Annotated in this window: 20 protein-coding genes; 11 read left to right on the top strand and 9 right to left on the bottom strand. The window is 73.6% G+C overall.

Annotated elements, in window-relative coordinates; genetic code table 11:
- Nucleotides 1–72 precede the first annotated feature (72 nt).
- Nucleotides 73–924 (bottom strand): esterase/lipase family protein, encoded by an 852-nt coding sequence (locus FB563_RS10070; RefSeq protein WP_055706948.1) that lies wholly within the window; start codon nucleotides 922–924, stop codon nucleotides 73–75.
- A 225-nt stretch (nucleotides 925–1149) separates the two neighbouring features.
- Between FB563_RS10070 and icmB the strand changes: the two genes are divergently transcribed.
- Entirely contained in the window at nucleotides 1150–1569 is a 420-nt protein-coding gene (icmB, locus tag FB563_RS10065) for a coenzyme B12-dependent isobutyryl CoA mutase small subunit (RefSeq protein WP_055706947.1), read from the top strand.
- Here icmB and FB563_RS10060 read toward each other — a convergent pair.
- Nucleotides 1548–3242 (bottom strand): DUF5691 domain-containing protein, encoded by a 1695-nt coding sequence (locus FB563_RS10060; RefSeq protein WP_055706946.1) that lies wholly within the window; start codon nucleotides 3240–3242, stop codon nucleotides 1548–1550. The genes icmB and FB563_RS10060 overlap by 22 nt on opposite strands.
- 55 nt (nucleotides 3243–3297) lie before the next feature.
- Complete coding sequence (locus tag FB563_RS10055) at nucleotides 3298–4653, bottom strand: SWIM zinc finger family protein (RefSeq protein WP_055706945.1); 1356 nt, start codon at nucleotides 4651–4653, stop codon at nucleotides 3298–3300.
- 141 nt (nucleotides 4654–4794) lie between these two features.
- Between FB563_RS10055 and FB563_RS10050 the strand changes: the two genes are divergently transcribed.
- The 7 genes from FB563_RS10050 (at nucleotide 4795) to sucD (ending at nucleotide 15499) form a co-directional block, all read left to right on the top strand.
- Nucleotides 4795–5958 (top strand): ATP-binding protein, encoded by a 1164-nt coding sequence (locus FB563_RS10050; RefSeq protein ID WP_055706944.1) that lies wholly within the window; start codon nucleotides 4795–4797, stop codon nucleotides 5956–5958.
- The gene (locus tag FB563_RS10045) at nucleotides 5955–8423 is read left to right on the top strand and encodes a DUF5682 family protein (RefSeq protein ID WP_055706943.1); all 2469 of its coding nucleotides are present in this window, start codon (nucleotides 5955–5957) and stop codon (nucleotides 8421–8423) included. Before FB563_RS10050 ends, FB563_RS10045 begins: the two co-directional genes overlap by 4 nt.
- Nucleotides 8420–9598: a VWA domain-containing protein gene (locus FB563_RS10040; protein ID WP_055706942.1), complete on the top strand. Its 1179-nt coding sequence runs from the start codon at nucleotides 8420–8422 to the stop codon at nucleotides 9596–9598. Before FB563_RS10045 ends, FB563_RS10040 begins: the two co-directional genes overlap by 4 nt.
- A 128-nt stretch (nucleotides 9599–9726) precedes the next feature.
- A complete protein-coding gene (locus tag FB563_RS10035; RefSeq protein ID WP_063797089.1) occupies nucleotides 9727–10644 on the top strand; it encodes a hypothetical protein in 918 nt (305 codons plus the stop codon).
- A 204-nt stretch (nucleotides 10645–10848) separates the two neighbouring features.
- Complete coding sequence (locus FB563_RS42840; protein ID WP_055706940.1) at nucleotides 10849–12981, top strand: hypothetical protein; 2133 nt, start codon at nucleotides 10849–10851, stop codon at nucleotides 12979–12981.
- A gap of 426 nt (nucleotides 12982–13407) precedes the next feature.
- Complete coding sequence (sucC, locus tag FB563_RS10020) at nucleotides 13408–14586, top strand: ADP-forming succinate--CoA ligase subunit beta (protein ID WP_055706939.1); 1179 nt, start codon at nucleotides 13408–13410, stop codon at nucleotides 14584–14586.
- Between the two features lie 28 nt (nucleotides 14587–14614).
- Entirely contained in the window at nucleotides 14615–15499 is an 885-nt protein-coding gene (sucD, locus tag FB563_RS10015) for a succinate--CoA ligase subunit alpha (protein ID WP_055706938.1), read from the top strand.
- Between the two features lie 103 nt (nucleotides 15500–15602).
- Here the strand turns inward: sucD and FB563_RS10010 are convergent, their stop codons facing one another.
- Nucleotides 15603–16670, bottom strand: coding sequence for a transcriptional regulator (locus FB563_RS10010; RefSeq protein ID WP_055706937.1), 1068 nt, complete (start codon nucleotides 16668–16670; stop codon nucleotides 15603–15605).
- Between the two features lie 96 nt (nucleotides 16671–16766).
- Here FB563_RS10010 and FB563_RS10005 point away from each other — a divergent pair, with 96 nt between their 5' ends.
- Nucleotides 16767–18917, top strand: a complete 2151-nt coding sequence (locus FB563_RS10005) for a cell division protein PerM (RefSeq protein ID WP_244329014.1) — start codon at nucleotides 16767–16769, stop codon at nucleotides 18915–18917.
- Between the two features lie 364 nt (nucleotides 18918–19281).
- On the opposite strand, the gene FB563_RS10000 is transcribed toward FB563_RS10005, so the two are convergent.
- Nucleotides 19282–20121 carry a hypothetical protein gene (locus FB563_RS10000; protein ID WP_079048832.1) on the bottom strand — a complete coding sequence of 280 codons (840 nt, stop codon included), beginning with the start codon at nucleotides 20119–20121 and terminating at the stop codon, nucleotides 19282–19284.
- 304 nt (nucleotides 20122–20425) lie between these two features.
- Here FB563_RS10000 and purN point away from each other — a divergent pair, with 304 nt between their 5' ends.
- Together purN and purH are read left to right on the top strand one after the other, a co-directional pair.
- The gene (gene purN / locus FB563_RS09995; RefSeq protein WP_055706933.1) at nucleotides 20426–21064 is read left to right on the top strand and encodes a phosphoribosylglycinamide formyltransferase; all 639 of its coding nucleotides are present in this window, start codon (nucleotides 20426–20428) and stop codon (nucleotides 21062–21064) included.
- A complete protein-coding gene (gene purH, locus FB563_RS09990) occupies nucleotides 21061–22641 on the top strand; it encodes a bifunctional phosphoribosylaminoimidazolecarboxamide formyltransferase/IMP cyclohydrolase (protein ID WP_055706932.1) in 1581 nt (526 codons plus the stop codon). The genes purN and purH overlap by 4 nt, the downstream gene beginning before the upstream one ends.
- A gap of 67 nt (nucleotides 22642–22708) precedes the next feature.
- On the opposite strand, the gene FB563_RS09985 is transcribed toward purH, so the two are convergent.
- From FB563_RS09985 to FB563_RS09970, 4 genes are all read right to left on the bottom strand, one after another.
- Nucleotides 22709–23179 carry a hypothetical protein gene (locus FB563_RS09985; RefSeq protein WP_055706961.1) on the bottom strand — a complete coding sequence of 157 codons (471 nt, stop codon included), beginning with the start codon at nucleotides 23177–23179 and terminating at the stop codon, nucleotides 22709–22711.
- A gap of 116 nt (nucleotides 23180–23295) precedes the next feature.
- Nucleotides 23296–24837, bottom strand: coding sequence for a protein kinase domain-containing protein (locus tag FB563_RS09980; protein ID WP_142218605.1), 1542 nt, complete (start codon nucleotides 24835–24837; stop codon nucleotides 23296–23298).
- Nucleotides 24834–25589, bottom strand: a complete 756-nt coding sequence (locus tag FB563_RS09975) for an FHA domain-containing protein (RefSeq protein ID WP_055710167.1) — start codon at nucleotides 25587–25589, stop codon at nucleotides 24834–24836. Before FB563_RS09975 ends, FB563_RS09980 begins: the two co-directional genes overlap by 4 nt.
- Nucleotides 25590–25742: 153 nt before the next feature.
- The gene (locus FB563_RS09970) at nucleotides 25743–26309 is read right to left on the bottom strand and encodes a hypothetical protein (RefSeq protein ID WP_055710168.1); all 567 of its coding nucleotides are present in this window, start codon (nucleotides 26307–26309) and stop codon (nucleotides 25743–25745) included.
- Nucleotides 26310–26378 lie beyond the last annotated feature (69 nt).

The raw sequence follows: 26378 nt of genomic DNA, 5'->3' as shown, positions 1-26378 counted from the left end.
TGGCCGAGAGTTCGATTGCCGTTCGATGTGCGGTCGCTGTTCGCCACCTGTGCGTCACCCGGTCGTCGGGCGTCACGCCACTGTCAGACCGCCCGTGACCCGGTCCTCGGGGTGCGGGGAGTCGAGGGCCTCGCGTATCCCGGCCGCGACGGCGGGGTGCACGGGCAGGGCGAGATGCCCGATGCCGGTCACCCGGACGTTCTGCACGTCGAGGTCGGGGTGGTCCAGGCAGGCCGTCTCCAGTGGCACCATCACGGAATCCAGGTCGCTCCAGAAGCTGACGAACCGGGTACGGCAGCCGGGCGCGGGCCGGGCCAGCTCCTCGATCACCCCGGAACCGGGCCGCATCTGGCGCACGATCGGATGGGCGTTGGCCAGCGGTGCCGCGCTGGTCCCCGCATGCGGTGTACCCAGGGTGACCAGGACACGCACCCGGAGGTCACCGCCCAGACACTGCACGTAATAACGGGCTATGAGCCCGCCGAGGCTGTGGCCCACGATGTCGACCCGGTCGCTGCCGGTGCGCTCGCAGAGTTCCTCGATGTGCCGGCCGAGCAGCTCGGCGGCGGCGCGGATGTCGCAGGTCAGCGGGGAGTAGTTGAGCGATACGACGCGCTGCCTGCCATGCTGGGCGAGGTTGCGGCGCAATAACACGAACACCGAGCGGTTGTCGATGAAACCGTGCAGCAGCACCACCGGCGGGCCGGGGCGGACCGGCAGCCGGGCGGTGCCGCCCTGGGCGGGCAGGACCGGGGAGCGCCGCTCCTGGGTGAGGCCGGTCGGATACAGCAGCAGATGACCGGCCAGGATCGCGGCCTCGAGGGCGGTCGCCTTGAGCAGCGCCACGGAGATTCCGGCGACTCTGCCGGGCCACAGGCGCCGGCAGAACGGGAGAAGGAGTGGCAGTACTCCGGTGACCTTCATGGGCCGACCTCCTGTCGGCACGCCGGAGGACGGCTCGATCCCCCGTGTGCCCTCATGTCCCACCATGTGATTTCCCCCTCGCTGCGCACCGTAAAACTGCCGGTTGCGGGATGCTGGAGATAACGTTCGTTCACTTCGCGACGGGTGGCGGAACGCGCCAAAAGTGCGGTACTTGTCGTTACGGACGGAAGCGATCGCTTCCGTGGTCGTTTGATGGAGGCAGTGATGGGTGTGGCAGCCGGTCCGATCCGCGTGGTCGTCGCCAAGCCGGGGCTCGACGGCCACGATCGGGGGGCCAAGGTCATCGCGCGTGCCCTGCGCGACGCCGGCATGGAAGTCATCTACACCGGGCTCCACCAGACGCCGGAACAGATCGTGGACACCGCGATCCAGGAGGATGCCGACGCGATCGGCCTGTCCATCCTGTCCGGCGCGCACAACACGCTGTTCGCCGCGGTGATCGACCTGCTCAAGGAGCGCGAGGCCGAGGACATCCTCGTCTTCGGCGGCGGCATCATCCCGGACGAGGACATTCCGCCGCTGAAGGAGAAGGGCGTCGCGGAGATCTTCACGCCGGGCGCGACGACCGCGTCGATCGTGGAGTGGGTGCGGGAGAACGTCCGTCAGCCCGCCGCGTCCGGCTGATCGGCTGCCTGCGGCGGTCGGGCCGACGGTCCGGTGAGCGGGGAGCGGCCCGGGGCGAGTTCCGCGGCCATCTCCGCCCGCAGCCGCAGCGTGGTCACCAGCCGCTGGAACGCCTCCGCCCAGTAGCCGCCGGCTCCCGGCGCGGCGTCCTCCCGTTCGTCCGGTATCGCCAGCAGCGCCTCGAGCCGGGTGGCCTCCGCGGGGTCCAGGCAGCGCTCGGCCAGCCCCATCACTCCGCTGAAGCTCCAGGGGTAACTGCCCGCGTCGCGCGCGATGTTCAGCGCGTCGACGACAGCCCGGCCCAGCGGCGCGGCCCAGGGCACCGCACACACCCCGAGCAGCTGGAACGCCTCCGACAGTCCGTGCGTGGCGATGAACCCGGCCACCCACGCGGCCCGTTCCGCCCGGTCCAGGGTGGCCAGCAGCTTCGCGCGCTCCGCCAGCGACACCGCGCCCGGCCCGCCGGCCTCGGGCGCCGACGGTGAGCCGAGCAGCGCCCTCGACCACTCGGCGTCCCGCTGCCGCACGGCGGCCCGGCACCAGGCCGCGTGCAGTTCGCCCTGCCAGCCGTCCGTCACCGGCAGCGCCACGATCTGCTCCGCCGTACGTCCGCCGAGCCGCCCCGGCCACGTGCCCAGCGGCGCCGCCTCCACCAACTGCCCCAGCCACCATGACCGTTCCCCTCTGCCCGCGGGAGGTGTGGCCACCACACCATCCCGCTCCATGCCTGAGTCGCACTCGAGCGGCGCCTCCACCACGATCGCCGGCGAGTTCCCCGCGTGATCGAGGGCCACACACGCCGCAGCCCGTACGGCCATGCGCGCGGCGAGGGCCGAAGCGGGCAGCGCCGACAGCAGTTCCGCCGCCGTAGCACGCACATTGCGACTGCGGTCGCCCAAGGCCTGCTCCAGGAACGGCTCGTCCGCGGCGGACAGGCCCGTGCGCAGCGAGTCGAGGAACATCAGCCGGTCCTCCGCCCGCTCCGTCGGCCAGGTCGACGCGAGCAGCTCACGCGCGAGCGCGGGCACAGCGGCGCGCAGCGCGCCCAGCAGGGCCACCCGCTCGGCGAACAGCCCCTCCTGCCACAGCCTGCGCACCGCCTCGGTGTCGCCGGGCCCGGGCAGCGTGGCACCGCCGCCGGGGGCCGCGCGCAGCGCGAAGCGCCAGTCCGCGTTCAGCCGGGCCAGCCACAGCGCCCGCGGTCCCGCGAACGCCAGCGCCGCCGGGCGCAGGTCCGTACGGCCCCGGGCCGCGTCCAGCAGGGCGGGGAGCGTCTGCGGAGGTGCCGCGTATCCGTGCGCGTTGGCCGCCGCGAGCCACTGGGGGAGCAGCTCCATGAGGTCCGGTGAGCTGCCCCGGCGGCCACCGCTTCCGCCGCCGGAACGGTCGGCCAGCAGTGTGGCGAGTCTGCGGGCCGCCGCCGGGGGCAGGGCCGGGCGGGGGTCCTCGGGCGCCGGGTCCGGCCGGCGTGCCGCCCGCGCGGGCCGCAGCCCGGCGCGCCGCCGTACGGTCGCCACGGCGGCCTCGTCGAGCAGCGCCAGGGGCGCCTCCCGGCCGGACCGGGCGTACGCCGGGGGGCGCCGGTCGGTGCCGAGGAGAGCCGTGGTGACGAGGTCTTCCCAGGAGCTTGCGGGTGCCATGGTGTTCACGCCGGTCGAGGCCGTCCCGTTCATCGCGTTTCCTTTCCTGGGAGTCTGCGAGGGGTGTGAGCGCGTTCCGGCATGCCGGTCAGCACAGTGGCACCGCCTCGCCCGTGCCGCCCGGCCAGGCCGTGAGCGGGGTGAAGCCGCGGTGGCCGCACTCGCCGAAGACCGTGACCGGGGCGCCGCCGGACAGGGCGACCAGCCGCCACAGGCCGGGGCGGGAGCGGGCGGCACGGGTCAGCGGCAGGGCAAGGTCGGTGTCGGCGTCGGCGAGCTGCCACTCGTCGCCGTCCGGGACCGGTATCACCCGGTCCAGGGTCACCGGGACGGACTCCAGCCAGGGGTCGTCGCGCAGCGCCTCGCCGTACCGGGCCGCCGCCTCGGCCGTGCTTGTGCCCGGCGGGCGGAACGCCGCCGGTGCGGGCGGGGAGAACCGCTCGCCCAGGGCGGACCGGGACTGGCCTGATCCCGGATAGGCGGACAGCTCCGCGTCCAGGGCCAGCCCGACCGGCAGGGAAAGCTCCGGAGCCCGGCCGGCCGCGCCGTAGGACAGCAGCAGCCGGGTGCGGCCCGAGCCGGCTCCGTACAGCCATGCCCGGCGGGTCGTCAGCTTCGCGTCCACCGTGTCGTACTGGGCGAGGACCAGCCAGCGGTCGCGGAGAGGGGCACCGTCCGCCGCGGCGGGCAGGCCGAGCCGGGAGCGGACCGTGGCCGCGAGGGCGTCCGGCAGGTGGTCGCGGCGCAACCAGCCCTGGTCGAGCAGGTGCAGCAGCGCGCACTCCTCCAGCAACCGGGCCGGCCAGCCCGCGCCCGATGCCGGGATCGCGCCCAACTCCCGGATCCGCGAGGCCAGTCCGGGGGCCTGGGCGTCGACCATGCGGGCCGCCGTCTCGTCCCACAGGCCGTACCCCGCCTGCTCGGCTGCGGCCAGGCCGCCGCGCAGCAGGTCCGCGAGGCGCTGCTCCAGCTCGGTCGCACCCGCGGTGACCCGCTCGGCCCGGCGCTCGGCCCGCCGCCGGGCCGCCTCCGGATCGGCGGCCCCGCCCGCGGAACTGCCTTCGCCCGGGCCCTGCTTGTTCTCGGCGCGCCTGCGTCTGCCCGCGAGCCACTGCTCGGCCCAGTCCGGCGGCTGGGCGGACGCAGGCACCGTGCCGTCGTCTCCCGTCCACAGCAGTAGCAGTCCGAGCGCGTGCTTGCACGGGAACTTACGGCTCGGGCAACTGCACTTGTACGCCGGTCCGGCCGGGTCGGCGAGATCGACCACCGTCTGGTAAGGCCTGCTGCCGCTGCCCTTGCACAGCCCCCACACCGTCCCCTCTCCGCTCCCCGCCTCGGACCACGGACCGGCCGTGCCGAGCTTGCCTCCCGCTTTGCGTGACGCGGCGTCAGGCGCCAGTGACAGCACCTGGTCCGCGGTCCAGCGCACCCCCTGCTCAGTCATGTCTCCGACGGTAGGTCCCGCCACTGACAATCCGTCCGACGTGGGCGTTTGCGCAGGTCAGGGCGATTGTCAGTGGCGTGGTGCACGGTGGATGCCAGATCCGAACCGGCCGAGCTGGAGGGGGCCTCAGCCATGTCAGCCATGTCTGCTTCTGCCACGTCTGCGTCTGCGCCCGTGCGACCGACCACCGCCGAACCGACCGCCGGTGAGGGCGCGTCCGGGACCGCGCAGGCGCTGCGACCGCACGCCGAGCACGCCTTCGCCGCCGAACTCGCCGCACTCGCCGCGCAGGACGACCGTCCGCGCCCGGCTCGCTGGAAGCTGTCGCCGTGGGCGGTGGCGACGTACCTGCTCGGCGGCACCCTGCCGGACGGCACCGTGATCACCCCCAAGTACGTGGGCCCGCGCCGGATCGTCGAGGTCGCCGTCACCACACTCGCCACCGACCGCGCCCTGCTCCTGCTCGGCGTGCCCGGCACCGCCAAGACCTGGGTCTCGGAGCACCTCGCGGCCGCCGTCAGCGGTGACTCCACCCTGCTGGTGCAGGGCACGGCCGGCACCCCGGAGGAGGCGATCCGCTACGGCTGGAACTACGCGCAGCTGCTCGCGCACGGGCCGAGCCGCGACGCCCTCGTGCCCAGCCCCGTCATGCGCGCCATGGCTGAGGGCATGACAGCCCGCGTGGAGGAACTGACCCGTATCCCGGCCGACGTCCAGGACACGCTGATCACGATCCTGTCCGAGAAGACCCTGCCCATCCCGGAGCTGGGCCAGGAGGTCCAGGCGGTCCGCGGGTTCAACCTCATCGCCACCGCCAACGACCGGGACAGAGGGGTCAACGACCTCTCCAGCGCACTGCGCCGCCGCTTCAACACCGTGGTGCTGCCGCTGCCGGAGAGTGCCGACGCCGAGGTCGACATCGTCACCCGCCGGGTCGAGCAGATCGGCCGCTCGCTGGACCTGCCGGCCGCGCCCGACGGCATCGAGGAGATCCGCCGGGTCGTGACCGTCTTCCGTGAGCTGCGCGACGGCGTCACCGCCGACGGCCGCACCAAGCTGAAGTCGCCCAGCGGCACGCTGTCCACGGCAGAGGCGATCTCCGTCGTCACCAACGGTCTGGCGTTGTCCGCGCACTTCGGGGACGGTGTGCTGCGGCCGGGCGATGTCGCCGCCGGCATCCTCGGTGCCGTCGTGCGTGACCCGGCGGCCGACCGGGTCGTCTGGCAGGAGTACCTGGAGACGGTCGTCCGCGAGCGCGAGGGCTGGACGGACTTCTACCGCGCCTGCCGGGAGGTGAGCGCATGACCGACGACACGCGCTGGCCGAGGGCGCACGGCTGCGGACCGCTCCTGCTGGGCGTGCGGCACCACGGCCCCGGCTCCGCCCGCGCGGTGCGCGGCGCCCTGGACGCCGCCCGGCCCGCCGCCGTCCTGATCGAGGGGCCGCCCGAGGCCGACGCGCTGATCCCGCTGGCCGCCGACCCCGAACTGCGGCCCCCGGTCGCCCTGCTCGCCCATGCCGTCGATGAGCCGGGCCGCTCGGCCTTCTGGCCGTTCGCCGAGTTCAGCCCCGAATGGGTGGCGATCCGCTGGGCCCTGCGGCACGGCGTCCCGGCCCACTTCATCGACCTGCCGGCCGCGCACACGCTCGCATGGCAGGGAAGAGAGAGGGAGGAGAAAGAGAGGCGGGGGAGCGAGCGGGAGGGGGAGGAAGAGAAGAGCACCGCGGAGGATCCGCAGCGCGCCGGTGACGGACGGGACGGCGGTGAGCAGGTCCGGGTCGACCCGCTCGCCGTGCTTGCCGAGGCCGCCGGGTACGACGATCCCGAACGCTGGTGGGAGGACGTGGTCGAGCACCGGGGCCCGGGGGAGCGGGACCCCTTCTCGCCCTTCGGCGCACTGGAGGAGGCGATGGGCGCCCTCCGCGAGCGGTACGGCGTGGGCGGGCACTCCCGGGACCTGGTCCGCGAGGCGCACATGCGGCTCCGGCTGCGCGCCGCGCGCAAGGAGTTCGGTGACGAGGTGGCCGTGGTCTGCGGGGCCTGGCATGTGCCCGCCCTGCGCGAGAGGACCACGGTCACCGCGGACCGGTCCCTGCTGAAGGGGCTGCCCAAGGTCAAGGCGGACCTGACCTGGGTGCCCTGGACCCACCGCAGGCTCGCCCGGTCCAGCGGGTACGGCGCGGGCATCGACTCGCCGGGCTGGTACGGCCATCTGTTCCACGCCCCCGACCGGCCGGTCGAGCGGTGGCTGACCAAGGTGGCGCGGCTGCTGCGCGAGGAGGACCGGATCGTGTCCTCCGCCCACGTCATCGAGGCCGTCCGGCTCGCCGAGACCCTGGCGGCACTGCGCGGGCGCCCGCTGCCCGGCCTGGGTGAGACCACCGACGCGGTGCGCGCGGTGATGGGCGACGGCTCGGACGTGCCGCTGGCGCTGGTGCACGACCGGCTGGTGGTCGGGGACGTCCTCGGGGAGGTCCCGGAGTCGGCGCCCGCGGTGCCGCTGCAGCGCGACCTGACGCGGCAGCAGCGTTCGCTGCGGCTCAAACCCGAGGCGCTGGAGCGCGAACTCGAGCTGGACCTGCGCGGCGACACCGACGCCGGCCGCAGCAGGCTGCTGCACCGGCTCCGGCTGCTCGGCGTCGACTGGGGCGAGCCGACGCGGTCACGCGGGAGCACGGGCACCTTCCGGGAGACGTGGCGGCTGCGCTGGGAACCCGAGCTGTCGGTGCGGGTCGCCGAGGCGGGCGTGTGGGGGACGACCGTACTGGGCGCGGCACAGGCGAAGGCCGAGGCGGACGCGACGGCCGCGCGCACTCTCGCCGACGTCACCGCGCTCGCCGAGCAGTGCCTGCTCGCCGGGCTGCCGGACGCCCTGCCCGTGGTCATGCGGGTGCTCGCCGACCGGGCCGCGCTCGACGCCGACGTGGGCCATCTCGCCCAGGCCCTGCCCGCCCTGGTCCGCTCCCTGCGGTACGGCGACGTGCGCGGCACCGACACCCGCGCGCTGGCCGGCGTGGCCGTGGGCCTCGCCGAACGCGTCTTCGTCGGCCTGCCCCCGGCGTGCGCCGCGCTCGACACGGACGCGGCCAACGAGATGCGCGGCCATGTGGACGGCGTGCACACAGCGGTGGGGCTGCTGGCGGAGACACCGACCGCGACCGGCGCCGGGGCCGGTGGGCGTATCGGGGGCGGTGCGGATGGCGGTGCCGTCCCCGGTGCCGGGCACGGTGAACTGCGCGGCCGCTGGCGAGCGGTGCTGCGGATCCTGTCCTCGCGTGACAGTGTGCCCGGGGTGCTCCGGGGGCGGGCGGTGCGGCTGCTGCTGGACGACGGTGAGCTGGGACCCGAGGAGGCGGCGCGGCTGATGGGGCTCGCGCTGTCGCCGGGGACGCCGCCCGCCGACGCCGCCGCCTGGATCGAGGGCTTCGTCGGCGGCGGGGGCGGACTGCTGCTGGTGCACGACGAGCGGCTGCTAGGCCTGGTGGACGGCTGGCTGACCGGGGTGCCGGCGGAGGCGTTCACGGACGTACTGCCGCTGCTGCGGCGCACGTTCGCGGCGTACGAGCCGGGGGTGCGCAGAACGCTCGGCGAACTGGTCCGGCGCGGACCGGGGGACCAGGCGGCCCACGGAGCCGTGACCCCCGGCTTCGCCGCCGAGCCGGACACCGGGCGCGCCGACGCCGTACTACCGGTACTGCGGCTGCTGCTCGGCCTGGACGGACAGCCCGAGACGGCAGACGCCAAACGCCTTGTGGAGGTGGGCACATGACGACCGGACCGACATCGACCGAGGTGCTCGACCCGGCGCGGGAGCGGTTGCGGCGCTGGCGGCTGGTGCTCGGTGGGGAGCAGGCGGACGGCACCGGATGCGCGCTGTCCGGGCGGGACGCGGCGATGGACGGCACGCTGGCCGCGCTCTACGGCAAGGGCGACAAGCCGCAGGCGGGGCACGGCCGTTCGGCGGGGCTCGGGGCCTCGGCGCCGTCGGTGGCGCGCTGGCTCGGGGACATCCGTGCGTACTTCCCGTCCTCCGTCGTCCAGGTCATGCAGCGCGACGCCATCGACCGCCTCGGCCTCGCCGCCCTGCTGCTGGAGCCGGAGATGCTGGAAGCGGTGGAGGCGGACGTGCACCTGGTCGGCACGCTGCTCTCGCTGAACAAGGCGATGCCGGAGACGACGCGGGAGACGGCACGCGCGGTCGTGCGCAAGGTCGTGGAGGACCTGGAGAAGCGGCTCGCGAACCGTACGCGGGCCACCCTCACCGGCGCCCTCGACCGCAGCGCGCGGATCAGCCGCCCGCGCCACCACGACATCGACTGGAACCGCACCATCGCCGCCAACCTCAAGCACTACCTGCCCGAGTACCGCACGGTCGTGCCGGAACGCCTCGTCGGATACGGGCGGGCCGCCCGGTCCGTGAAGAAGGAAGTCATCCTCTGCATCGACCAGTCCGGGTCGATGGCCGCGTCCGTGGTCTACGCGTCCGTGTTCGGTGCGGTCCTCGCCTCCATGCGGTCGATCAGCACTCGGCTGGTCGTCTTCGACACGGCGGTGGTCGATCTCACCGACCAGCTGGACGACCCGGTCGACGTCCTGTTCGGCACCCAGCTCGGCGGCGGCACGGACATCAACCGGGCGCTGGCCTACTGCCAGTCACAGCTCACCCGGCCCGCCGAGACCGTGGTCGTGCTGATCAGCGACCTCTACGAGGGCGGCATCCGCGACGAGATGCTCAAGCGGGTGGCGGCGATGAAGGCGTCCGGGGTGCAGTTCGTGGCGCTGCTCGCGCTGTCGGACGAGGGCGCGCCCGCGTACGACCGGGAGCACGCGGCTGCGCTCGCCGCGCTCGGCGCACCGGCCTTCGCGTGCACACCGGACCTGTTCCCCGAGGTCATGGCCGCCGCACTGGAGAAGCGGCCGCTTCCCATACCGGACACGGTGTGACTCCGGACACGAAAGGGGCGAGAAAAGGGACATGACTACCCATCGGTAACAGGGGGCTTGCGCGGGCTCCGGCGTCGCGTGCAAGGATCGGCGGAGCCCATGTCGTGCCGAGCCGAGGATTCAGCTCCTTGACCTTCCCAGCAGCCCTCCTTGGTACCACCGTGCGCGTGCTGCGTACGGCGGCCGGGCGGCGTGCGCTCCAACTGACGCTGCTGGTGGGTGGACTGTTCGCGCTGGGCTTCCTCTGCGGCGAACAGGCGCACGCGGCCGACGGGGCGCCGGCACCGGCGTCGTCGCCGCAGCAGGCGGCCTCCGCGCGGTCCGAGGGGACCGCCGGGCACGAGGGTGTGGCACAGGCCGTACCGGCAGTACAGGCCGTACCTGCGGTGCGGGCCGTACCTGCGGTGCAGGTGGTCCGCACGGCGGTCGAGCGGGGCACCGTGCAGGTCCCCACCGTCGGCGGACAGGCCGTCACCCCCGTACGCGACGTGCTCACGACCGTTTCCCGGTCTGTCGAGGCCTCGGCCGCCCAAGCCGTGGCCGTGGCCGACCGGCCCAGGACCTCGGCGCCCTCCCTGCCCCTGCCCGGCCTCGCTCAAGTCGCCGGCGCGCCGACCCGGTTGGCGCCCGGGCCGAAGTCCACGGCGCCGGGCCCGCAAAGGCCCAGCGGTACGACGGCGCCCGCTCCGGTGGAGCGGCCGAAGCAGGGGCATGCCCGCGCCCAGGGTCGTACGGCCGTCGGCGCACCGGCGCCGGGCGGCGTGTACGGCCCGGTGGCCGTCGCCGTGCCGCAGCGCGTGGCGCGCACCTTCGCGCGCCACCGGGCCGCCGTCCCGGGCGTTCCCGGCCGGCCCGCGCCCAGCGGAGACTCCGACGGCGTGCTGGGCAAGCAGGCCGCTGACGGCAGCGCGTCCCGCCACGGCGACGCGCACGCCGTCACCCTCGACGACCGGGCGCCCCTGCGGCTCGCGCCCGGCGCCACGGCGCGCGTCGACGCGCCCCGCACCCGGGACCGGCACCGGGACATCCCCGTCTTCCCCGGCTAGGCAGCAGGGCCGACCTCCCGCCACGGACCTGTCGAGCGGGGGCGGAACAGGTCTGCCCGTCCGTCCGGACCCTCCAGCGATCAGCGCTGTCGAGCACCGTCAGCCGTCGAAGCGTCAGCGCGACCGGCGTTCAGCGGTCTCCGGACGGCACCCCCAGCCGATCCCGGCCGTTTCCGGCCATGTCCAAAGGACTTGACGCACGCAATGAACAAGAACATCCGCCGTTCGATCGTGATAGCCGCCGGTGTCACCGGCGCGTGGGCGCTCGGCTCGGCCGTCGCCAGCGCCGACGAGCTGTCCACCAGCTCCGTCTCCGTCCCGGACGCGGGCACCGACAGCGTCGCCGGGACGGTCGACGGCGTCCTCAGCGGCGTCCATGACACCGTGTCCGGAGTTCAGAACACCGTCACAGGCACCGTCTCCGGCCTGACCGGCACGGCCACCGCGGCCACCCCCGCCGCCCCGGCCGCCTCCTCCACCTCGCTCACCTCGACGGCGTCCACCGCCACCGGCACCGCCGACCAGGCCCGCCGCTACGTCGACGCCAAGGTCCCGGCCGCCGCGAAGATCCGGGGTGCCGAGGCGGTCAAGGGCGCTCAGGCGGCCCGTAAGGCGCAGCCGCACGTGCAGGCCCGTGTCCAGGCCGACGGCACGCACGTCACCGGACCCGCCGCCCATGCCGCCCACACGGCTGCGCACGCCGCCCGGACCGCCTCCCGGGCCGTCCCCCACGTCACCCCGCAGGACGAGATCGACTACCTCTTCGGCCCGCTCTCCTCCTTCGCGCCCGAGCTGGAGCAGGCGCTGGCCGCCGCCCAGACCAAGCTCCAGGCCGCCCAGACGGCCGCCCGCCTGAAGGCGCAGGGTGTCGAGGGCGCCGTACGGACGACGGCGCAGCAGACCGTCGCCGCGGCGCAGGGCCGGACCGCCGGTGCCGCGCACGCCGTGAGCGCAATGGCGGCCGGGGCGGCCGGCGCGGCCGAGGCCTCCGTCGCGGGTGTGCCCGCGCACATCACCGGTACGGCCACGGGCGCCGCGCAGCGGGTCGTCGGCACGGTCCGGGCCGTGCCCGGTGCGGTCACCCCGGTGGTGGACGAGACGACCGACGCCGCCCTTCCCCCGGTGGCCGCCACGGCACTGAACGGTGCGGTGCCGGTCGCCGGCCAGGCTGTGACGGGCCTGCGGGGCACGGCAGCGCACGCGGCGGCGGGCGGGTACGGGACCGTCGGGCACGCCGTGCCCGCCGTGCACTCGGCCGCCGGGGGCACGGTCTCCGGGGCACTGGGCGTCGCCGAGGGCGCAGTATCGGGGGTGTACGGGACCGCCGGGGCCGCCGTGTCGGGGGCATACGGAACCGCCGCGCACACCGCCCCCGGTGCGTACGGGACTGCCGGGGGCACTGTGTCCGGTGCGTACGGGACGGCCGGGGGCGCCGTGTCCGGGGTGCACGGGGTCGCCCTGGGCGCCGCAGGCGATGTGCGGCCGGTGGCCGCGGGTGCCACGGCGTACGCCGGCGGACTGGCCGGGCAGGTCGCGCAGGACGCCACGGACGCGGTGCTGCCGCCGGTGGCCGCCGGTGCCGTGCACGGGGTCGTGCCGGTCGCCGGGCAGGCCGTCGCGGACGCGGGCGCCCTCGGCCACGGTGTGGCCGGTGATGTCCAGCCCTTCGCGGGCGGTGCCGTCGGCGCCGTACCCCCGCTCGCGCACGGTCTGACCGCGCAGACCGGAGCCTTCGCCGGCGGCGTCACCGCTCAGGTGCCGCCCTTCGCGGCCGGAGTCACCGGCGCGACGGCCCCGCTCACCGGCACCGTCACGTCCACGGTCACGCAGACGGCGGACACCGCCACGAGCACCGCGTACCAGGCGGCCGGGACCGCGACGGGCACCGCGTACCAGGTGGCCGGGACCGCGACGGGCACCGCGTACCAGGTGGCCGGGACCGTGGCTCCCGTGGCCGGTCAGGTCGGCGGGACCGTGCTGCCGGTGGCCGACGGCGTCGCCGGGAGCACCACCGGGCTGGCTCATGGCGTCGCGGGCGGGACCGGGCCCTTCGTGGCCGGGGTCGCCGGTACGGCAGCTCCGGTCGTCCAGCGGGCCGGAGGGTTCGCCCAGGACGTCCATGGCACGGTGCGGGACGCCGGCGGCTCGCTGGCGGGGCACGCCGTCGACGGGGGCGCAGGGGTCACCCGTACGGCCGTACCGGCGTACCTCCAGGACTCCCGCGGCCTCCCAAGCCTCCAGGGCCTCCGGGAGCAGCCGGACCTCCCGCACTTCCGGGGTGTCCCGGACGGGTACGGCGTGCCGGGCGCCGCACAGGGCATCCAGTACCAGGGCTGAGTGCCCCGAACCGCTCCGCGGGGTGTCCGGACCCGGACGGCCGAATGCCGTCGGCGCGTCCGGCCGGGGCCCCGCGGCCCGGGCGGGTGGTCCCCATTGGGGTGGGGATCAACCGCCCCGGCCCCGGCACCACCGGGGCCGCCCCAGAGGCCTCACCGGGTCAACCCCAGCCCGGTGAGGCCTCGCACACCACCCCGATTGCGGCACGGCGTGTCAGGAAACCCGGCATCATGTGACAGGTATCACCGCTCGGGTGTGACCCTCGATTTAGGGAGCCCCCGCAACCGGCGATAACCTGCGAGACGGACATGCCGCGCGCTCGGACACCGTGTGCGCCCCCCTAGTGACAAGCGGACGTCACGTTGCCCTTCGCGGCACGCCCACGCATCCAACGAACCGCGAGATCACTGATAGGGACGGAAGCGCGTGGACCTGTTCGAGTACCAGGCGAGGGACCTCTTCGCCAAGCACGATGTACCGGTGCTGGCCGGTGAAGTCATCGACACGCCTGAGGCGGCGCGCGAGATCACCGAGCGTCTGGGCGGCAAGTCCGTCGTCAAGGCGCAGGTGAAGGTCGGTGGTCGCGGCAAGGCCGGTGGCGTGAAGCTGGCCGCCTCCGCGGACGAGGCCGTCGCCCGCGCGACGGACATCCTCGGCATGGACATCAAGGGCCACACGGTCCACAAGGTCATGATCGCCGAGACCGCTCCGGAGATCCTCGAGGAGTACTACGTCTCCTTCCTCCTCGACCGTGCCAACCGCACCTTCCTCTCCATCGCCTCCGTCGAGGGCGGCATGGAGATCGAGGAGGTGGCGGCCACCCGTCCGGAGGCCGTCGCCAAGACGCCGATCGACCCGATCGACGGTGTGGACGAGGCCAAGGCCCGCGAGATCGTCGCGGCCGCGAAGTTCCCGGCCGAGGTCGCGGACAAGGTCGCGAACGTCCTCGTCAAGCTGTGGGACACCTTCATCAAGGAGGACGCCCTCCTGGTCGAGGTGAACCCGCTGGCCAAGGTCGCCTCCGGCGATGTCATCGCCCTCGACGGCAAGGTGTCGCTCGACGACAACGCCGAGTTCCGTCACCCCGACTTCGAGGAGCTCCACGACAAGGCCGCGGCCAACCCGCTCGAGGCCGCCGCCAAGGAGAAGAACCTCAACTACGTCAAGCTCGACGGTGAGGTCGGCATCATCGGCAACGGCGCCGGTCTCGTCATGAGCACCCTGGACGTCGTCGCGTACGCCGGTGAGAAGCACGGTGGCGTCAAGCCCGCCAACTTCCTGGACATCGGCGGTGGCGCCTCCGCCCAGGTCATGGCCAACGGCCTGGAGATCATCCTGGGCGACCCGGACGTCAAGTCCGTCTTCGTCAACGTCTTCGGCGGCATCACCGCCTGCGACGAGGTCGCCAACGGCATCGTGCAGGCCCTGAAGCTCCTGGAGGACCGCGGCGAGAAGGTCGAGAAGCCGCTCGTCGTCCGCCTCGACGGCAACAACGCCGAGCTGGGCCGGCAGATCCTCACCGACGCCAACCACCCGCTGGTGCAGCGCGTCGACACCATGGACGGCGCGGCCGACAAGGCCGCCGAGCTGGCCGCCGCCAAGTAAGCACTCAGGACGAGGACACCAACACACCATGGCTATCTGGCTCAACAAGGACAGCAAGGTCATCGTCCAGGGCATGACCGGCTCCACCGGCATGAAGCACACCAAGCTCATGCTCGGTGACGGCACCAACGTCGTGGGCGGCGTGAACCCGCGCAAGGCGGGTCAGACCGTGGACTTCGACGGCACCGAGGTACCCGTCTTCGGCACCGTCGCCGAGGCCATCGAGAAGACCGGTGCCAACGTCTCCGTCATCTTCGTGCCGGAGAAGTTCACCAAGGACGCGGTCGTCGAGGCCATCGACGCCGAGATCCCGCTGGCCGTCGTCATCACCGAGGGCATCGCCGTGCACGACACGGCGTCCTTCTGGGCGTACGCCGGCAAGAAGGGCAACAAGACCCGCATCATCGGCCCGAACTGCCCCGGCATCATCACCCCGGGCCAGTCGAACGTCGGCATCATTCCGGGCGACATCACCAAGCCGGGCCGCATCGGCCTGGTGTCGAAGTCCGGCACGCTGACCTACCAGATGATGTACGAGCTGCGTGACATCGGCTTCTCGACCGCCGTCGGCATCGGTGGCGACCCGATCATCGGCTCCACCCACATCGACGCCCTGGCCGCGTTCCAGGACGACCCGGAGACCGAGCTCATCGTGATGATCGGTGAGATCGGCGGCGACGCCGAGGAGCGGGCGGCCGCGTTCATCAAGGAGAACGTGACCAAGCCGGTCGTCGGTTACGTCGCGGGCTTCACCGCGCCCGAGGGCAAGACCATGGGTCACGCCGGCGCCATCGTCTCCGGCTCCTCCGGCACCGCACAGGCCAAGAAGGAGGCCCTGGAGGCCGCGGGCGTCAAGGTCGGCAAGACCCCGACCGAGACGGCGAAGCTCGCCCGCGAGATCCTGGGCGGCTGAACCTCGTAGTGCCGCTCAGCCTCTGAGCTGAACGTCGGTGGGCCCGTTCCCTTGGCTGGGGCGGGCCCACCGGCGTTCTCGTCCGCCCGCAGGGACACGGCGCTCACCGGGGCTGCGGTGTCAGCCTTTCGGGCCCCTCGGCGGCCCCCCGCAACTTCGCACGCAGCTGCTGCTCCTCCCGCGACAGCGGTCCCATCACCCCCACCGGCGGAACCCCCTGCACGGCCTGCGCCGGGGCGAGCGGCGCCTCGTAGTGCGTCGGCGCCGACCACAGCGTGAGCGTCGTCGCGCCGACGATCGTCACCGTGGACGCGATCGCCGCCCGGCTCCACCACGCGTTCCGCCGTTCGCCCTCCCGCCGCACCGGCTCCGGCAGGGCGGCGTGCAGGCGCTCCGCGGAGGCCAGTGCCCGCAGCCGGCGATGCAGCTCGGCGGGGTCCGCCAGCTCCGGCAGCCGCGCCGCGAGCGCCTCGCGGGCGTGGGTCAGCCGCTTCGCGGCGGCCGGTGTGCTCGCCTCCGTCTCCGCCGCCGTCTCCGGCAGGTCGAGGCCCACACCGTCGTACAGGACGAGCGTGCGCCGGTACGTCGGCGGCAGGTCCAGCAGGGCGCACAGCAGCGCCCGGTCGGCCGGGCCGGCGGGCGGCGGCTCCGGGTGCCGGTACCGGGGCCGGAAGCGGTGCCAGGGCGAGAGCGCGCAGTCGTGCGCCGCCGCCCGCACCCAGCTTCCCGGATCCCGGTCCCGGGCCACCTCGGGCCAGCACTGCCAGGCCAGCTGGAACGCCCGCGCCACGGCCTCGCGGGCCAGTTCCCGGCGCCCGGTGAGCAGATAGGCCTGGCGTACGAGGGCGGGGGCGCAGAACGCGTACAGCTCGTCGAAGGCCTGAGCGGGCGTCAGGGGACCGGGCGTGCCGGCCGGGGGTGTCTCCCGGCCCGCGTCGGCCGCTGTCGCCCTCTCGGCCGTCTCCTGGAGGGCGAACGTCGCCAGCAGTCCGGCGTACGCCGCGCCCTCGCTGCCCTGCGGGACGCGGCGGCCGGATTCCCACGCGCGCAGCGTCGAGCGGCGGACGCCGACGCGCGCGGCGAACTGAGCCTGTGTCAGCGACCGGGAACGGCGCAGACGTCGGCGCTCCTTCGGCGGTGGCAGCGGACCGGCGGTGCTCTGCGTCGTCACCGCACACCCTTCCGTGAGAAATAGAACATAATCGTATTTTGAGCGACACTACGGAAGTTCGCCTGTTACGACCGGAAAGCGTGTGTCATTGGGAGCATGGCGTGCGTGATCCCGATGACCGTTCGCCGACCTTCGCTGTCGCCCCTGCTGACCTGGATGCGGGACCGCGAGCCCGGACTGGCCGCGAGCCTGCTGGGCGGCGCCGTCGCGGCCGGACTGGGCTTCGCCTCGTTCGCCGCGCTGCTGATGGTGCTGTGGGTCAGCTCGCCGTACCCGGACAGCGGTCCGGGCGGCGCGTTGCATGTCGCCGGCGCGCTGTGGCTGCTGGCCCACGGCGTCGAACTGGTCCGCACCGACACGCTCTCCGGCGCGCCCATGCCGGTGGGTGTCACCCCCTTGTTGCTGCTGGCGCTGCCCGTGTGGCTGGTGTACCGGGCGGCCAGGGACGCGGTGGACGCCCCCGCCGACGCCGACGGACCGCCGCCGGTTCCGGCGTACACGGTGTGGACGGGGGTCGTCCTCGGTTACCTCGGCGTCGGCGGCGCGGTCGCGCTGTACTGCTCGGGCGGTGAACTGCAGCCCTCCTGGTCGTGGGTGACGGTGTGTCTTCCGCTGGTCGCGGCGGGCTCGGCGGCGGCCGGGGTGTGGGCGGCGTACGACCGTCCGCGCGAGCCGGTGCTCAGTGCGCTGGTGGTGCTGCCGGGACCGGTGCGGCGGATGGTGTTCGGCGAGGACGCACGCGCCCGGCTGGGTACGGCCGTACGGGCCACCGGCGCGGCCACGGCGGTGCTCCTCGGCGGCGGGGCGCTGGCGCTCGCCGTGTCGCTGGTGTGGCACGGCGGGGTGGCGCAGGCGTCCTTCCTCCTGCTGACGGAGGGCTGGACGGGACGGTTCGCGGTGCTGCTGCTCGGCATCGCGCTCATCCCCAACGCGGCGGTGTGGGCCGCGTCCTACGCCCTCGGCCCCGGCTTCCTGCTCGGTGTCGGGCACGGGGTGCAGCCCTTCGCCTCCGACCCGGCCCCGCTGCTGCCACCGTTCCCCCTGCTGGCGGCGGTGCCGGACGCGGGGGCCGGGACGCTGCCGAACTGGGCGGCGGGGCTGGTGCCGGTGGCGGCGGGGATGACGGCGGGGTGGTTCGTGGCGCGCGGGGCGGTGCGGCGGCCGGAGCCGGGCGCGCCGGCGTCGGCCCGCTGGTCGGCCGCCCGTACCGCCGGGATGGTGCTGCTGACCGCGGTGCTCTGCGCGGCGGCTCTCGCCCTGCTCGCCGACCTGTCCGGCGGCCCGCTCGGCGTGTCCGCGCTGGCCCGCTTCGGACCGGTGTGGTGGCAGACGGGGGGAGCGGCGGGGGCGTGGACGGCGCTGTTCGGGATGCCGGTGGCGCTGATCGTACGGGCGTGGCGGCTGTGGCGTGGGCGCGGCGCTCGGGGCGGCGCGATCCCGACGCAGGGGACAGGGGCGGAGACGGGGAACTCCGGGAGCGGAAGGGACCAGGGGACGACGCAGGCGAAGATCACGGCCGAGGGCAAGAAGGCGGAGCCGGACGAGGGGACCGCCAACGGCAAGGGCAAGGGTCTGGCGGGCATGGGCAGGGAATCGGCGAAGGCCAAGGAATCGGCCCAGGGCAACGAGTCCGGCAAGAGCAGGAGCCCTGCCATCCGGCCGGAGGTGTCCGCGCCCGACGAAGAGGAGCTGTACGACGTCCTTCCGACCGACGACCCGTTCCCGCCCGACTGGCACGACGACCTGGCCCGCGCGTCACGCTGGGCGGCCCTGCGAGAGGCAGCCGCCTCCCGCGACCTACCCGCCCCCGCAGACCCTTCGGCGCCGGTAGCGGAGCCGGCGCCCCGCGCGGAGTCAACGCCTCGCGCGGAATCAAGGCCTCCTGCGGAGCCGGCGCCCCGCGCGGAGTCAACGCCTCGCGCGGAGTCAAGGCCTCCTGCGGAGCCGGCGCCCCGCGCGGAGTCAACGCCTCGCGCGGAATCAAAGCCCCTGGCCGAGTCAACGCCTCGCGCGGAGTCAAAGCCCCTGGCCGAGTCAACGCCTCGCGCGGAGTCAAAGCCCCTGGCCGAGTCAACGCCTCGCGAGGGGGCACCGCACCCTTCGGAGCCACTGCCTTGCGCAGAGCCGACGCCCCCTGCAGAGCCAACCCCTGGCGCGGAGCCAACACCCTCGCCGGCCTCTCAGCCGGACCTCGCCGACCCATCCCCCGGCACTCCGGAACCCCCGGACACGGCGACCCCTCATTGACCCGGCTGGACCGGCACCAGGGCCCCAACTGGCCCTGCCAGGCTCACGGGCTCCATCGGATCCCCAACTGGCCCTGCCAGACTCACGGGGCTCCATCGGCCCCCCTTGCCCCTGCCGGAGCCACCGGCGCTATCGGGCCCGCAGCCCCGACTGGGCCTGTCACACTCACGGGGCTCCATCGGCCCCCCTTGCCCCTGCCGGAGCCACCGGCGCTATCGGACCCGCAGCCCCGACTGGCCCCGCCGGATCCACCGGCGGTCAAACAGCCCTGTGGGACCCACCTCGCCCCACCGGCACCCAGCGGATCTGGACCCCATCCAGCCCCCAGCACCACTGGACCCAACCCGCGCCCCCAAGCGGAGCCTCAGCTGTTCCCGGCTCCCAGGACGCCGCGCAGCTCCTGCGGCAGGAGCCGGTCGCAGGACTGCTTCGCCTCGTGCGTCAAGGCGTCGGTCACGCAGGTGTAGTAGTCGCGGTAGACGAACTGGATGGTGAACGTCGAGGCCACCAGCACCAGGGCCAGGGATGCCGTGACCAGGCCGCCGACGGCTGCCGTGACCTGGGGCCGGCCCGCGCCCGGCGGAGGCGCCGGGGTGTCGGGGTTCGCGCTGCGCGGCTTGGCGCGCAGGGCGCTGACGCCCCAGTACAGGGCCAGTGCGCCCAGCAGCAGGGAGACGTAGGGCCAGCTGAACAGGGCGAAGAAGACGGCCCACATGCCGGACAGCAGGGCGTAGCGCGCACGGCGCTGGGCGGGGTCGGTGGGATCCCAGCGCATGCCGCCGGGGCCGGCCCCTCCGCCGGGACCCTGGGGGCCGCCGCCGGGCCGCTCGCCGAAACCGCCGGGGGAGCGCCCGGGCTGGCGGTCGCTCCACTGGTTGCCCCACGGGGAGCCGCCCCCGGGGCCCGTCCCGTGACCGGAGCCCTGGGAGCCCTCGGGGTGGCGGGGCTGCCAGGGCCGGTCCGGGGCGCCCTCGGGCGGCGGCGCGAAGGGGTTGTCGTCCTGCCGCCCACCGCCGCGTCCGTCACCACCCGGGGCACCGTGCCCCGCAGGGCCGCCGTGCCCGCCGGAACCCGAGTGCCCGCCCTGTCCGCCACGGGGAGCCTCCGGCGGCGAGGCCGGCCGCTCTCGCAGCACGGTGCCACGCTCGCCTCCCCGGTTCGGGCCGAGAGGGAACGTGAGGACTCGCAGGCTGCGATCGGGCATCAAAAGAGCGTCTTCCCCTAGGTGAATACGGCTGTGCACACGCCTGTCCGAAATGAGCTTCCACCCCGACAACGCACCGTACGACGACCGCGTTCCCGAGGCTGCCCTTCGTGATCCTTGCGTGATTCCCTGCGAACGCTACCTTCCGGCCACGCCCCCGTCCCGTGGGGGCCTTCCCGAGTGCCGGTATCGTTGCTGACGGTCGGCCGCTTCGTAGACTTCCCTGTATCGAGGGGCGTAACGCATTCGTACGAATGTACAAAGCGCCGGCCCGAACCGTCGCCACCCCAGAAAGGGCCCCATCGTGGCCGCCACCCCCGCCGGCCCAGCGGTCAAGCGCCTCGTCGTGCTGGTCTCCGGATCCGGCACCAATCTGCAGGCGCTCCTGGACGAGATCGAGCGCACCGGAGCCGAGGAGTACGGCGCCCGGATCGTCGCCGTAGGGGCCGACCGCGCCGGCATCGAGGGGCTCGCCCGCGCCGAGCGGGCCGGGCTGCCGACCTTCGTGTGCAAGGTCAAGGACCACGCGAGCCGCGAGGAGTGGGACGCCGCCCTCGCCGAGGCCGTGGCCGCGTACGAGCCGGACCTCGTGGTCTCCGCCGGGTTCATGAAGATCGTGGGGAAGGAGTTCCTCGCGCGCTTCGGCGGGCGGTTCGTGAACACGCACCCCGCCCTGCTGCCCAGCTTTCCGGGGGCCCACGGCGTCCGCGACGCGCTCGCGTACGGCGCCAAGGTCACCGGCTGCACCGTCCACTTCGTCGACGACGGCGTCGACACCGGCCCGATCATCGCCCAGGGCGTGGTCGAGGTCCGGGACGAGGACGACGAGAGCGCGCTGCACGAGCGCATCAAGGAAGTCGAGCGAAGGCTGCTCGTCGAGGTCGTGGGGCGGCTCGCCCGCCACGGCTATCGCATTGAGGGACGAAAGGTAGTAATCCAGTGACCGCCGAGAGCACAGTCACGGCCGAGAGCACCAAGCGGGCCATTCGCCGCGCGCTCGTCAGCGTCTACGACAAGACCGGGCTGGAAGACCTGGCGCGCGGGCTGCACGAGGCCGGTGTCGAGCTCGTCTCCACCGGGTCCACCGCAGGCCGGATCGCGGCCGCCGGCGTCCCCGTCACCAAGGTCGAGGAGCTGACCGGCTTCCCCGAGTGCCTGGACGGCCGGGTGAAGACCCTGCACCCCAGGGTGCACGCGGGTATCCTCGCCGACCTGCGGCTGGACAGCCACCGCGAGCAGCTCGCCGAGCTGGGCGTCGAGCCGTTCGACCTGGTCGTCGTCAACCTCTACCCGTTCCGCGAGACGGTCGCCTCCGGCGCCTCGGACGACGAGTGCGTGGAGCAGATCGACATCGGCGGCCCGTCGATGGTCCGTGCCGCCGCCAAGAACCACCCCTCCGTCGCGGTGGTCACCAGCCCGGAGCGGTACGCCGACGTGCTCTCGGCCGTGCAGAACGGCGGTTTCGACCTCGCCGCCCGCAAGCGGCTGGCCGCCGAGGCGTTCCGGCACACGGCGGAGTACGACGTCGCGGTCGCGAGCTGGTTCGCGTCCTCCTACGCCCCCGTCGACGAGTCGCGGTTCCCGCACTTCCTCGGTGCCACCTACGAGCGCAAGAACACGCTGCGCTACGGCGAGAACCCGCACCAGCCGGCCGCCCTGTACGTCGACGGCAGCGGCGGGCTCGCGGACGCCGAGCAGCTGCACGGCAAGGAGATGTCGTACAACAACTACACGGACACGGATGCCGCCCGCCGTGCCGCGTACGACCACGACGACCCGTGCGTCGCGATCATCAAGCACGCCAACCCCTGCGGTATCGCGGTGGGTTCGGACGTCGCCGAGGCGCACCGCAAGGCGCACGCCTGCGACCCGGTCTCCGCGTACGGCGGTGTCATCGCCGTCAACCGGCCGGTGAGCCGGGAGATGGCCGAGCAGGTCGCGGAGATCTTCACCGAGGTCATCGTGGCCCCGGACTATGAGGAGGGGGCCCTGGAGGCCCTCACCAAGAAGAAGAACATCCGGGTCCTGAAGGCTCCGGGCGCGCCCTGCAACCGGGTCGAGGCCAAGCAGGTCGACGGCGGTGTCCTGCTCCAGGTCACCGACCGGCTCCAGGCCGAGGGCGACGACCCGGCCCACTGGACGCTGGCGTCCGGCGAGGCTCTGAGCGACGAGGAGCTGAAGGAGCTGGCCTTCGCCTGGAAGGCGTGCCGCGCGGTGAAGTCCAACGCCATCCTGCTCGCCAAGGACGGCGCCTCGGTCGGCGTCGGCATGGGACAGGTCAACCGGGTCGACTCCTGCAAGCTGGCCGTCGAGCGGGCCGGCGAGGAGCGGGCGCGCGGCTCCTACGCCGCCTCGGACGCGTTCTTCCCCTTCCCCGACGGCCCGGAGATCCTCATCGACGCCGGTGTCCGGGCGATCGTCCAGCCGGGCGGTTCGATCCGTGACGAGCAGGTCGTCGAGGCCGCCAAGAAGGCGGGCGTGACGATGTACTTCACGGGCACGCGCCACTTCTTCCACTGAGCACCCTGTACGCGTGACGGCCTCCGGCCCTCCCCCGAGGGAGCCGGAGGCCGTCGGCCTGTCCGGGTCAGCAGGGGCGCAGGGACCAGATCGGGTCCCACGTCGCCGTGCCGGCCTCGTACGCCGTCGAGGTCCAGCGGACGCTGCCGTCCTGGTTGAAGAACTTCGCGACGGTGCCCGGCGTCTGGTTGTTGGTGAACGGGCCGTCACCGGTCCAGTTGGTGACGTTCCAGGTCTGGCACTTGTAGAAGTCGAACTTGGTGCCCCTGACGATCATGCACAGGTGGCCGTAGGCGCAGTCCAGGTCCTTCTTGGCGGCCAGACCCTTCGGGGCCTTGGTGAGGGTGAGACCGTCGTAGCGGACCTGCTCGGCGGAGGCCGAAAGGGGCTTCGGGTGGCCCGCGAGGACCTGGTCGGCGACCTGCTGGACGCCGGTGACCCGGGTGCCGTCCGGTGCGGCCGCGGTGGCCGCGACCGTGGAGCCGGCGAGCAGTGCGGTGGCCGCGACGAGCAGCGCGGCGGGCTTGGCGATGTTCACGTGTTCCCCCATGTGAACGAACGGTGTCGGTCGTTCCGCCGGGCCGAGTGGTCCGTGGCGGAGTGGTTCCACCGTCGCAGCCGTACCCCTGCGCCGGTACCTCGGAAGTCTCAGGGTCACTTCTTGCCCTCGGGCGCGTACTCCTTGAGGTAGTGGGCGACGCGGGCGCAGTAGTCGCGGTACTTCGGGGGAACTCCGCCCGCGTCGTTCACCTTCGCGTACGACGTCCGGTAGGCGGCCGCGAGCAGCACCCGCTTGTCGCCGGGCAGGCCGGCCTTCAGGTGGGGCGCGATGAAGCAGAGATAGCGGCCCATGGCCGGGATGGAGACGGAGGGGGTGAGGGGCGGGGTGGGCGTGGCCGAGGCGGGGACACCGTCGTCGCGCATGTACCAGCGCAGGACGGCGGGGGTCCAGCGGGCGATGCCGAACTCGTGCTTGGCCGGGTCGGAGAGGTTCGGGTCGAAGTTGCTCTCGGCCTTCAGCATCGCCGCCATGAGCGCGGGCGTGACGTCGGGCTCGGGGCAGGCGTGGGCGGAGTCCACGACGAGCCTGCGGTAGACGACCGGGATGCCCTGGTCGGTGCGCAGTTCCGAGGCGCCGTAGGACGCGTCGCGGGCGTTGCCGTGCGTGTCGTGGCCGCCGCCCGCGGCCCAGGTGCTGATGCCGTAGCCGAGGGCCGCCACGGCTGCGGTGGCGGCCGCGGCGCCCGCGACCAGCGCCCGCCGGCGTCCGCGGCGCGGGAACAGCCGGGGCAGGCGCGGCGAGCGGCCCGTACCGGCGGCCGCCTCGACGCGCCGCAGCAGCGCCTCGGTGCCGATGCGTGCCGCGTGCGTGCGGGCCAGGCAGTGCCGCACGATCTCCCGCCAGGCGTCGGGGAGTTCGGGGGACAGGCGCAGTTCGTCGGTGCCGCGGGCATACGCGGCGGCCGCGTCGCGGCGGGCCGTCGGGGTGGCGCCGGACAGCGGGAAGGAGTCGGTGAGGACGAGATGGGCGAGCACGCCGAAGGCCCAGACGTCGGCGGACGGGCGGATACGGCGGCCCCGTTCGCCGATCTCCGCCCACAGCAGCTCGGGCGGGGTGTAGTCGGGGGTGGAGAAGGCCGGGGTGTAGGCGTGGGTGCCCTCCAGTTCGGCGGCCATGTTGAAGTCGGCGAGCCGCGCCGAACCGTCCGCCATCAGCAGCACATTGGCCGGTTTCAGATCCCCGTGCACCCAGCCCGCCCGGTGCAGCTGGGCCAGCCCCTCGCAGACCTGGGCGAGCAGGGCGGGACCGGCGGCCGGGCGCGGTGCGGCGGCGAGCAGCGCGGACAGGGAGCCCTCGGCCCGCTCCAGGACGAGGACGGTGGCGCCGTCGAGTTCGGGGCGGTCCGGGTCGTCGACGACGAGCGACTCGTACATCCGGATCAGCCGCGGCCGGCTGAGCCGCCGGTGCAGGTCGATCTCGCGCTCGATGAGGTCGCGCAGATGGGCCAGTTGGCGCGGGGTGCCGGTGCCGGTGGGCAGGAACTTCAGCGCGGCGGTGGCGGGCAGCTCCGCCGGGCCGCCGGTGCGCCGGCCCGCGTACACGCTGCCGAAGGCGCCCGTCGCGATCGGCTCGCGCACCTCCCAGGCGCCGACCCGGTAGCCCCGTGGCACCGGTACGGCGTACGGCTCGGTCACCGGGTCGTACGGCCGGCGTCGGCGGAGGCGGCGGACAGCACCACCAGGTCGTCCTCCCGTACGAGATCGAAGCGCAGGGCCAGGGAGACCAGGGACTCCTTCTTGCCGTTGAGGCGGGGACCGGTGTCCGCGGTCTCCGGGCCGGGCTTGAGCCGCAGCTTCACCGCCAGGTAGTCGATGTTCCACTGCACCGAGGTGCGCGACGCGGCCGGCCAGGCGGGGCGCAGCCGGTCGACGACCTGGTCGACCGTGGGCAGCGGGGCGTGCGGATCGCCGCGCAGCCGGGGTTCGCACAGGGCGGCCAGGACGGCGAAGTAGCGCTTGGTGCGGTCGACGGAGAAGGCGGGCGCGGTGGTGTCCCCGTCCGGCCCGGCCCCCTCCCGCAGATAGTCGTGGCGCGGCGCCCACACCTCGATCGTCAGCAGGTCACCGGCGGCGGGCAGCACGATCCGCGAGAACTCGAAGGGGATCGGCGCGTCCAGCCGGCCCGGGCCGACCTTGATGTGCTCGCCGGCGCCCTCCGGGTTCTCCACCACGTAGGTCTGCCGCGCGGACAGGTTGCTCAGTATCCAGAACGCGCCCTGGGCGCTGAGTTCCCCGGCCCGGCGGGAGACCCCGTCGTGCGGGATCGTCAGATCGTTGCCGGACGCCCGTCCGAAGCTGAGGCGCTCACCGGGTGCGAGCCGGATCTGGGTGGTGCGGTCCTGTCGGTCCTCCGGGGTCGGCGGAGGTACGACGATGATGCTGTACAAGGTGCGTCTCCCCGTGCCTGACGGCCACCCCGGCCGGGTCTGGCCGCACCGGCCAGCCTAGGGGGACACACCAGGGCCGTGCCTCCCCCTGGACGGGTGAGACACGGCCCTCGGTGTTGAAATGGCGCGAACTGTTCCGTCGCGCGGGCGGGTTCAGTAGCGCGGGCGGTTGAACCACGCCTTGCCGTTGGAGCCGCCGACGAAGCAGGCGACCAGGATGGCCAGCACCGTGTGGACGAGGCCCACGACGACGAACGGGTACAGGCCGAGGACCGCGGTGATGATGGCGAACACCATGGTGGTGATGCGGACGCCGTTGCCGCCGGTGTTGAACTTCGCCGCGAGTACGCCTGCGAACACACCCCAGGCGAGGGCGAACACCGCGAAGGCCACCAGGACGCCGGTCCCGTAGTCCATGACCTTCTGGAAAGAGGCGTCGTTCTGCATGGTGCTGTCGTTCTTCGCGTGGTTCACGACCGCCGCGTAGAACGCGAACAGCGCCACGCCGATCACCTGCAGGCCGACGATCACCCACATCATCACGCGGGCCGCGCTGACGTTGCCCGGCATGGCGGTCATCGGGGCGCCGGCGCCGTACGGCTGCTGGACGGGCGGTGCCTGGGGGTAGCCGTACTGGGGCTGCTGGCCCTGCGGGTAGCCGTATCCCTGCTGCTGCCCCTGCGGGGGGCCGTAGGGATTGTTCGGGTCGCCGAAGCTCATGGTGGTGGTTCCTCCGTTGCTCTAGTGCGGGGACGAGGCGCGGCACTGCACGGAGGAGAGTTTCTACAG

Origin of the sequence: Streptomyces puniciscabiei (assembly GCF_006715785.1) — a bacterium.
In the GTDB taxonomy this organism is placed as follows: domain Bacteria; phylum Actinomycetota; class Actinomycetes; order Streptomycetales; family Streptomycetaceae; genus Streptomyces; species Streptomyces puniciscabiei.
The sequence above is the reverse complement of the archived record's forward strand: the minus strand, read 5'-3'. Positions and strand labels throughout refer to the sequence as shown.

Coding starts and splice junctions, on each gene's coding strand:
- FB563_RS10000 (WP_079048832.1), bottom strand. CDS start 20,121: ATGCCCGATCGCAGCCTGCGAGTCCTCACGTTCCCTCTCGGCCCGAAC.
- FB563_RS42840 (WP_055706940.1), top strand. CDS start 10,849: ATGAACAAGAACATCCGCCGTTCGATCGTGATAGCCGCCGGTGTCACC.
- FB563_RS10040 (WP_055706942.1), top strand. CDS start 8,420: ATGACGACCGGACCGACATCGACCGAGGTGCTCGACCCGGCGCGGGAG.
- FB563_RS09970 (WP_055710168.1), bottom strand. CDS start 26,309: ATGAGCTTCGGCGACCCGAACAATCCCTACGGCCCCCCGCAGGGGCAG.
- FB563_RS10070 (WP_055706948.1), bottom strand. CDS start 924: ATGAAGGTCACCGGAGTACTGCCACTCCTTCTCCCGTTCTGCCGGCGC.
- sucD (WP_055706938.1), top strand. CDS start 14,615: ATGGCTATCTGGCTCAACAAGGACAGCAAGGTCATCGTCCAGGGCATG.
- icmB (WP_055706947.1), top strand. CDS start 1,150: ATGGGTGTGGCAGCCGGTCCGATCCGCGTGGTCGTCGCCAAGCCGGGG.
- FB563_RS10050 (WP_055706944.1), top strand. CDS start 4,795: ATGTCTGCTTCTGCCACGTCTGCGTCTGCGCCCGTGCGACCGACCACC.
- FB563_RS10060 (WP_055706946.1), bottom strand. CDS start 3,242: ATGAACGGGACGGCCTCGACCGGCGTGAACACCATGGCACCCGCAAGC.
- FB563_RS10005 (WP_244329014.1), top strand. CDS start 16,767: ATGGCGTGCGTGATCCCGATGACCGTTCGCCGACCTTCGCTGTCGCCC.
- FB563_RS10045 (WP_055706943.1), top strand. CDS start 5,955: ATGACCGACGACACGCGCTGGCCGAGGGCGCACGGCTGCGGACCGCTC.
- FB563_RS10055 (WP_055706945.1), bottom strand. CDS start 4,653: ATGACTGAGCAGGGGGTGCGCTGGACCGCGGACCAGGTGCTGTCACTG.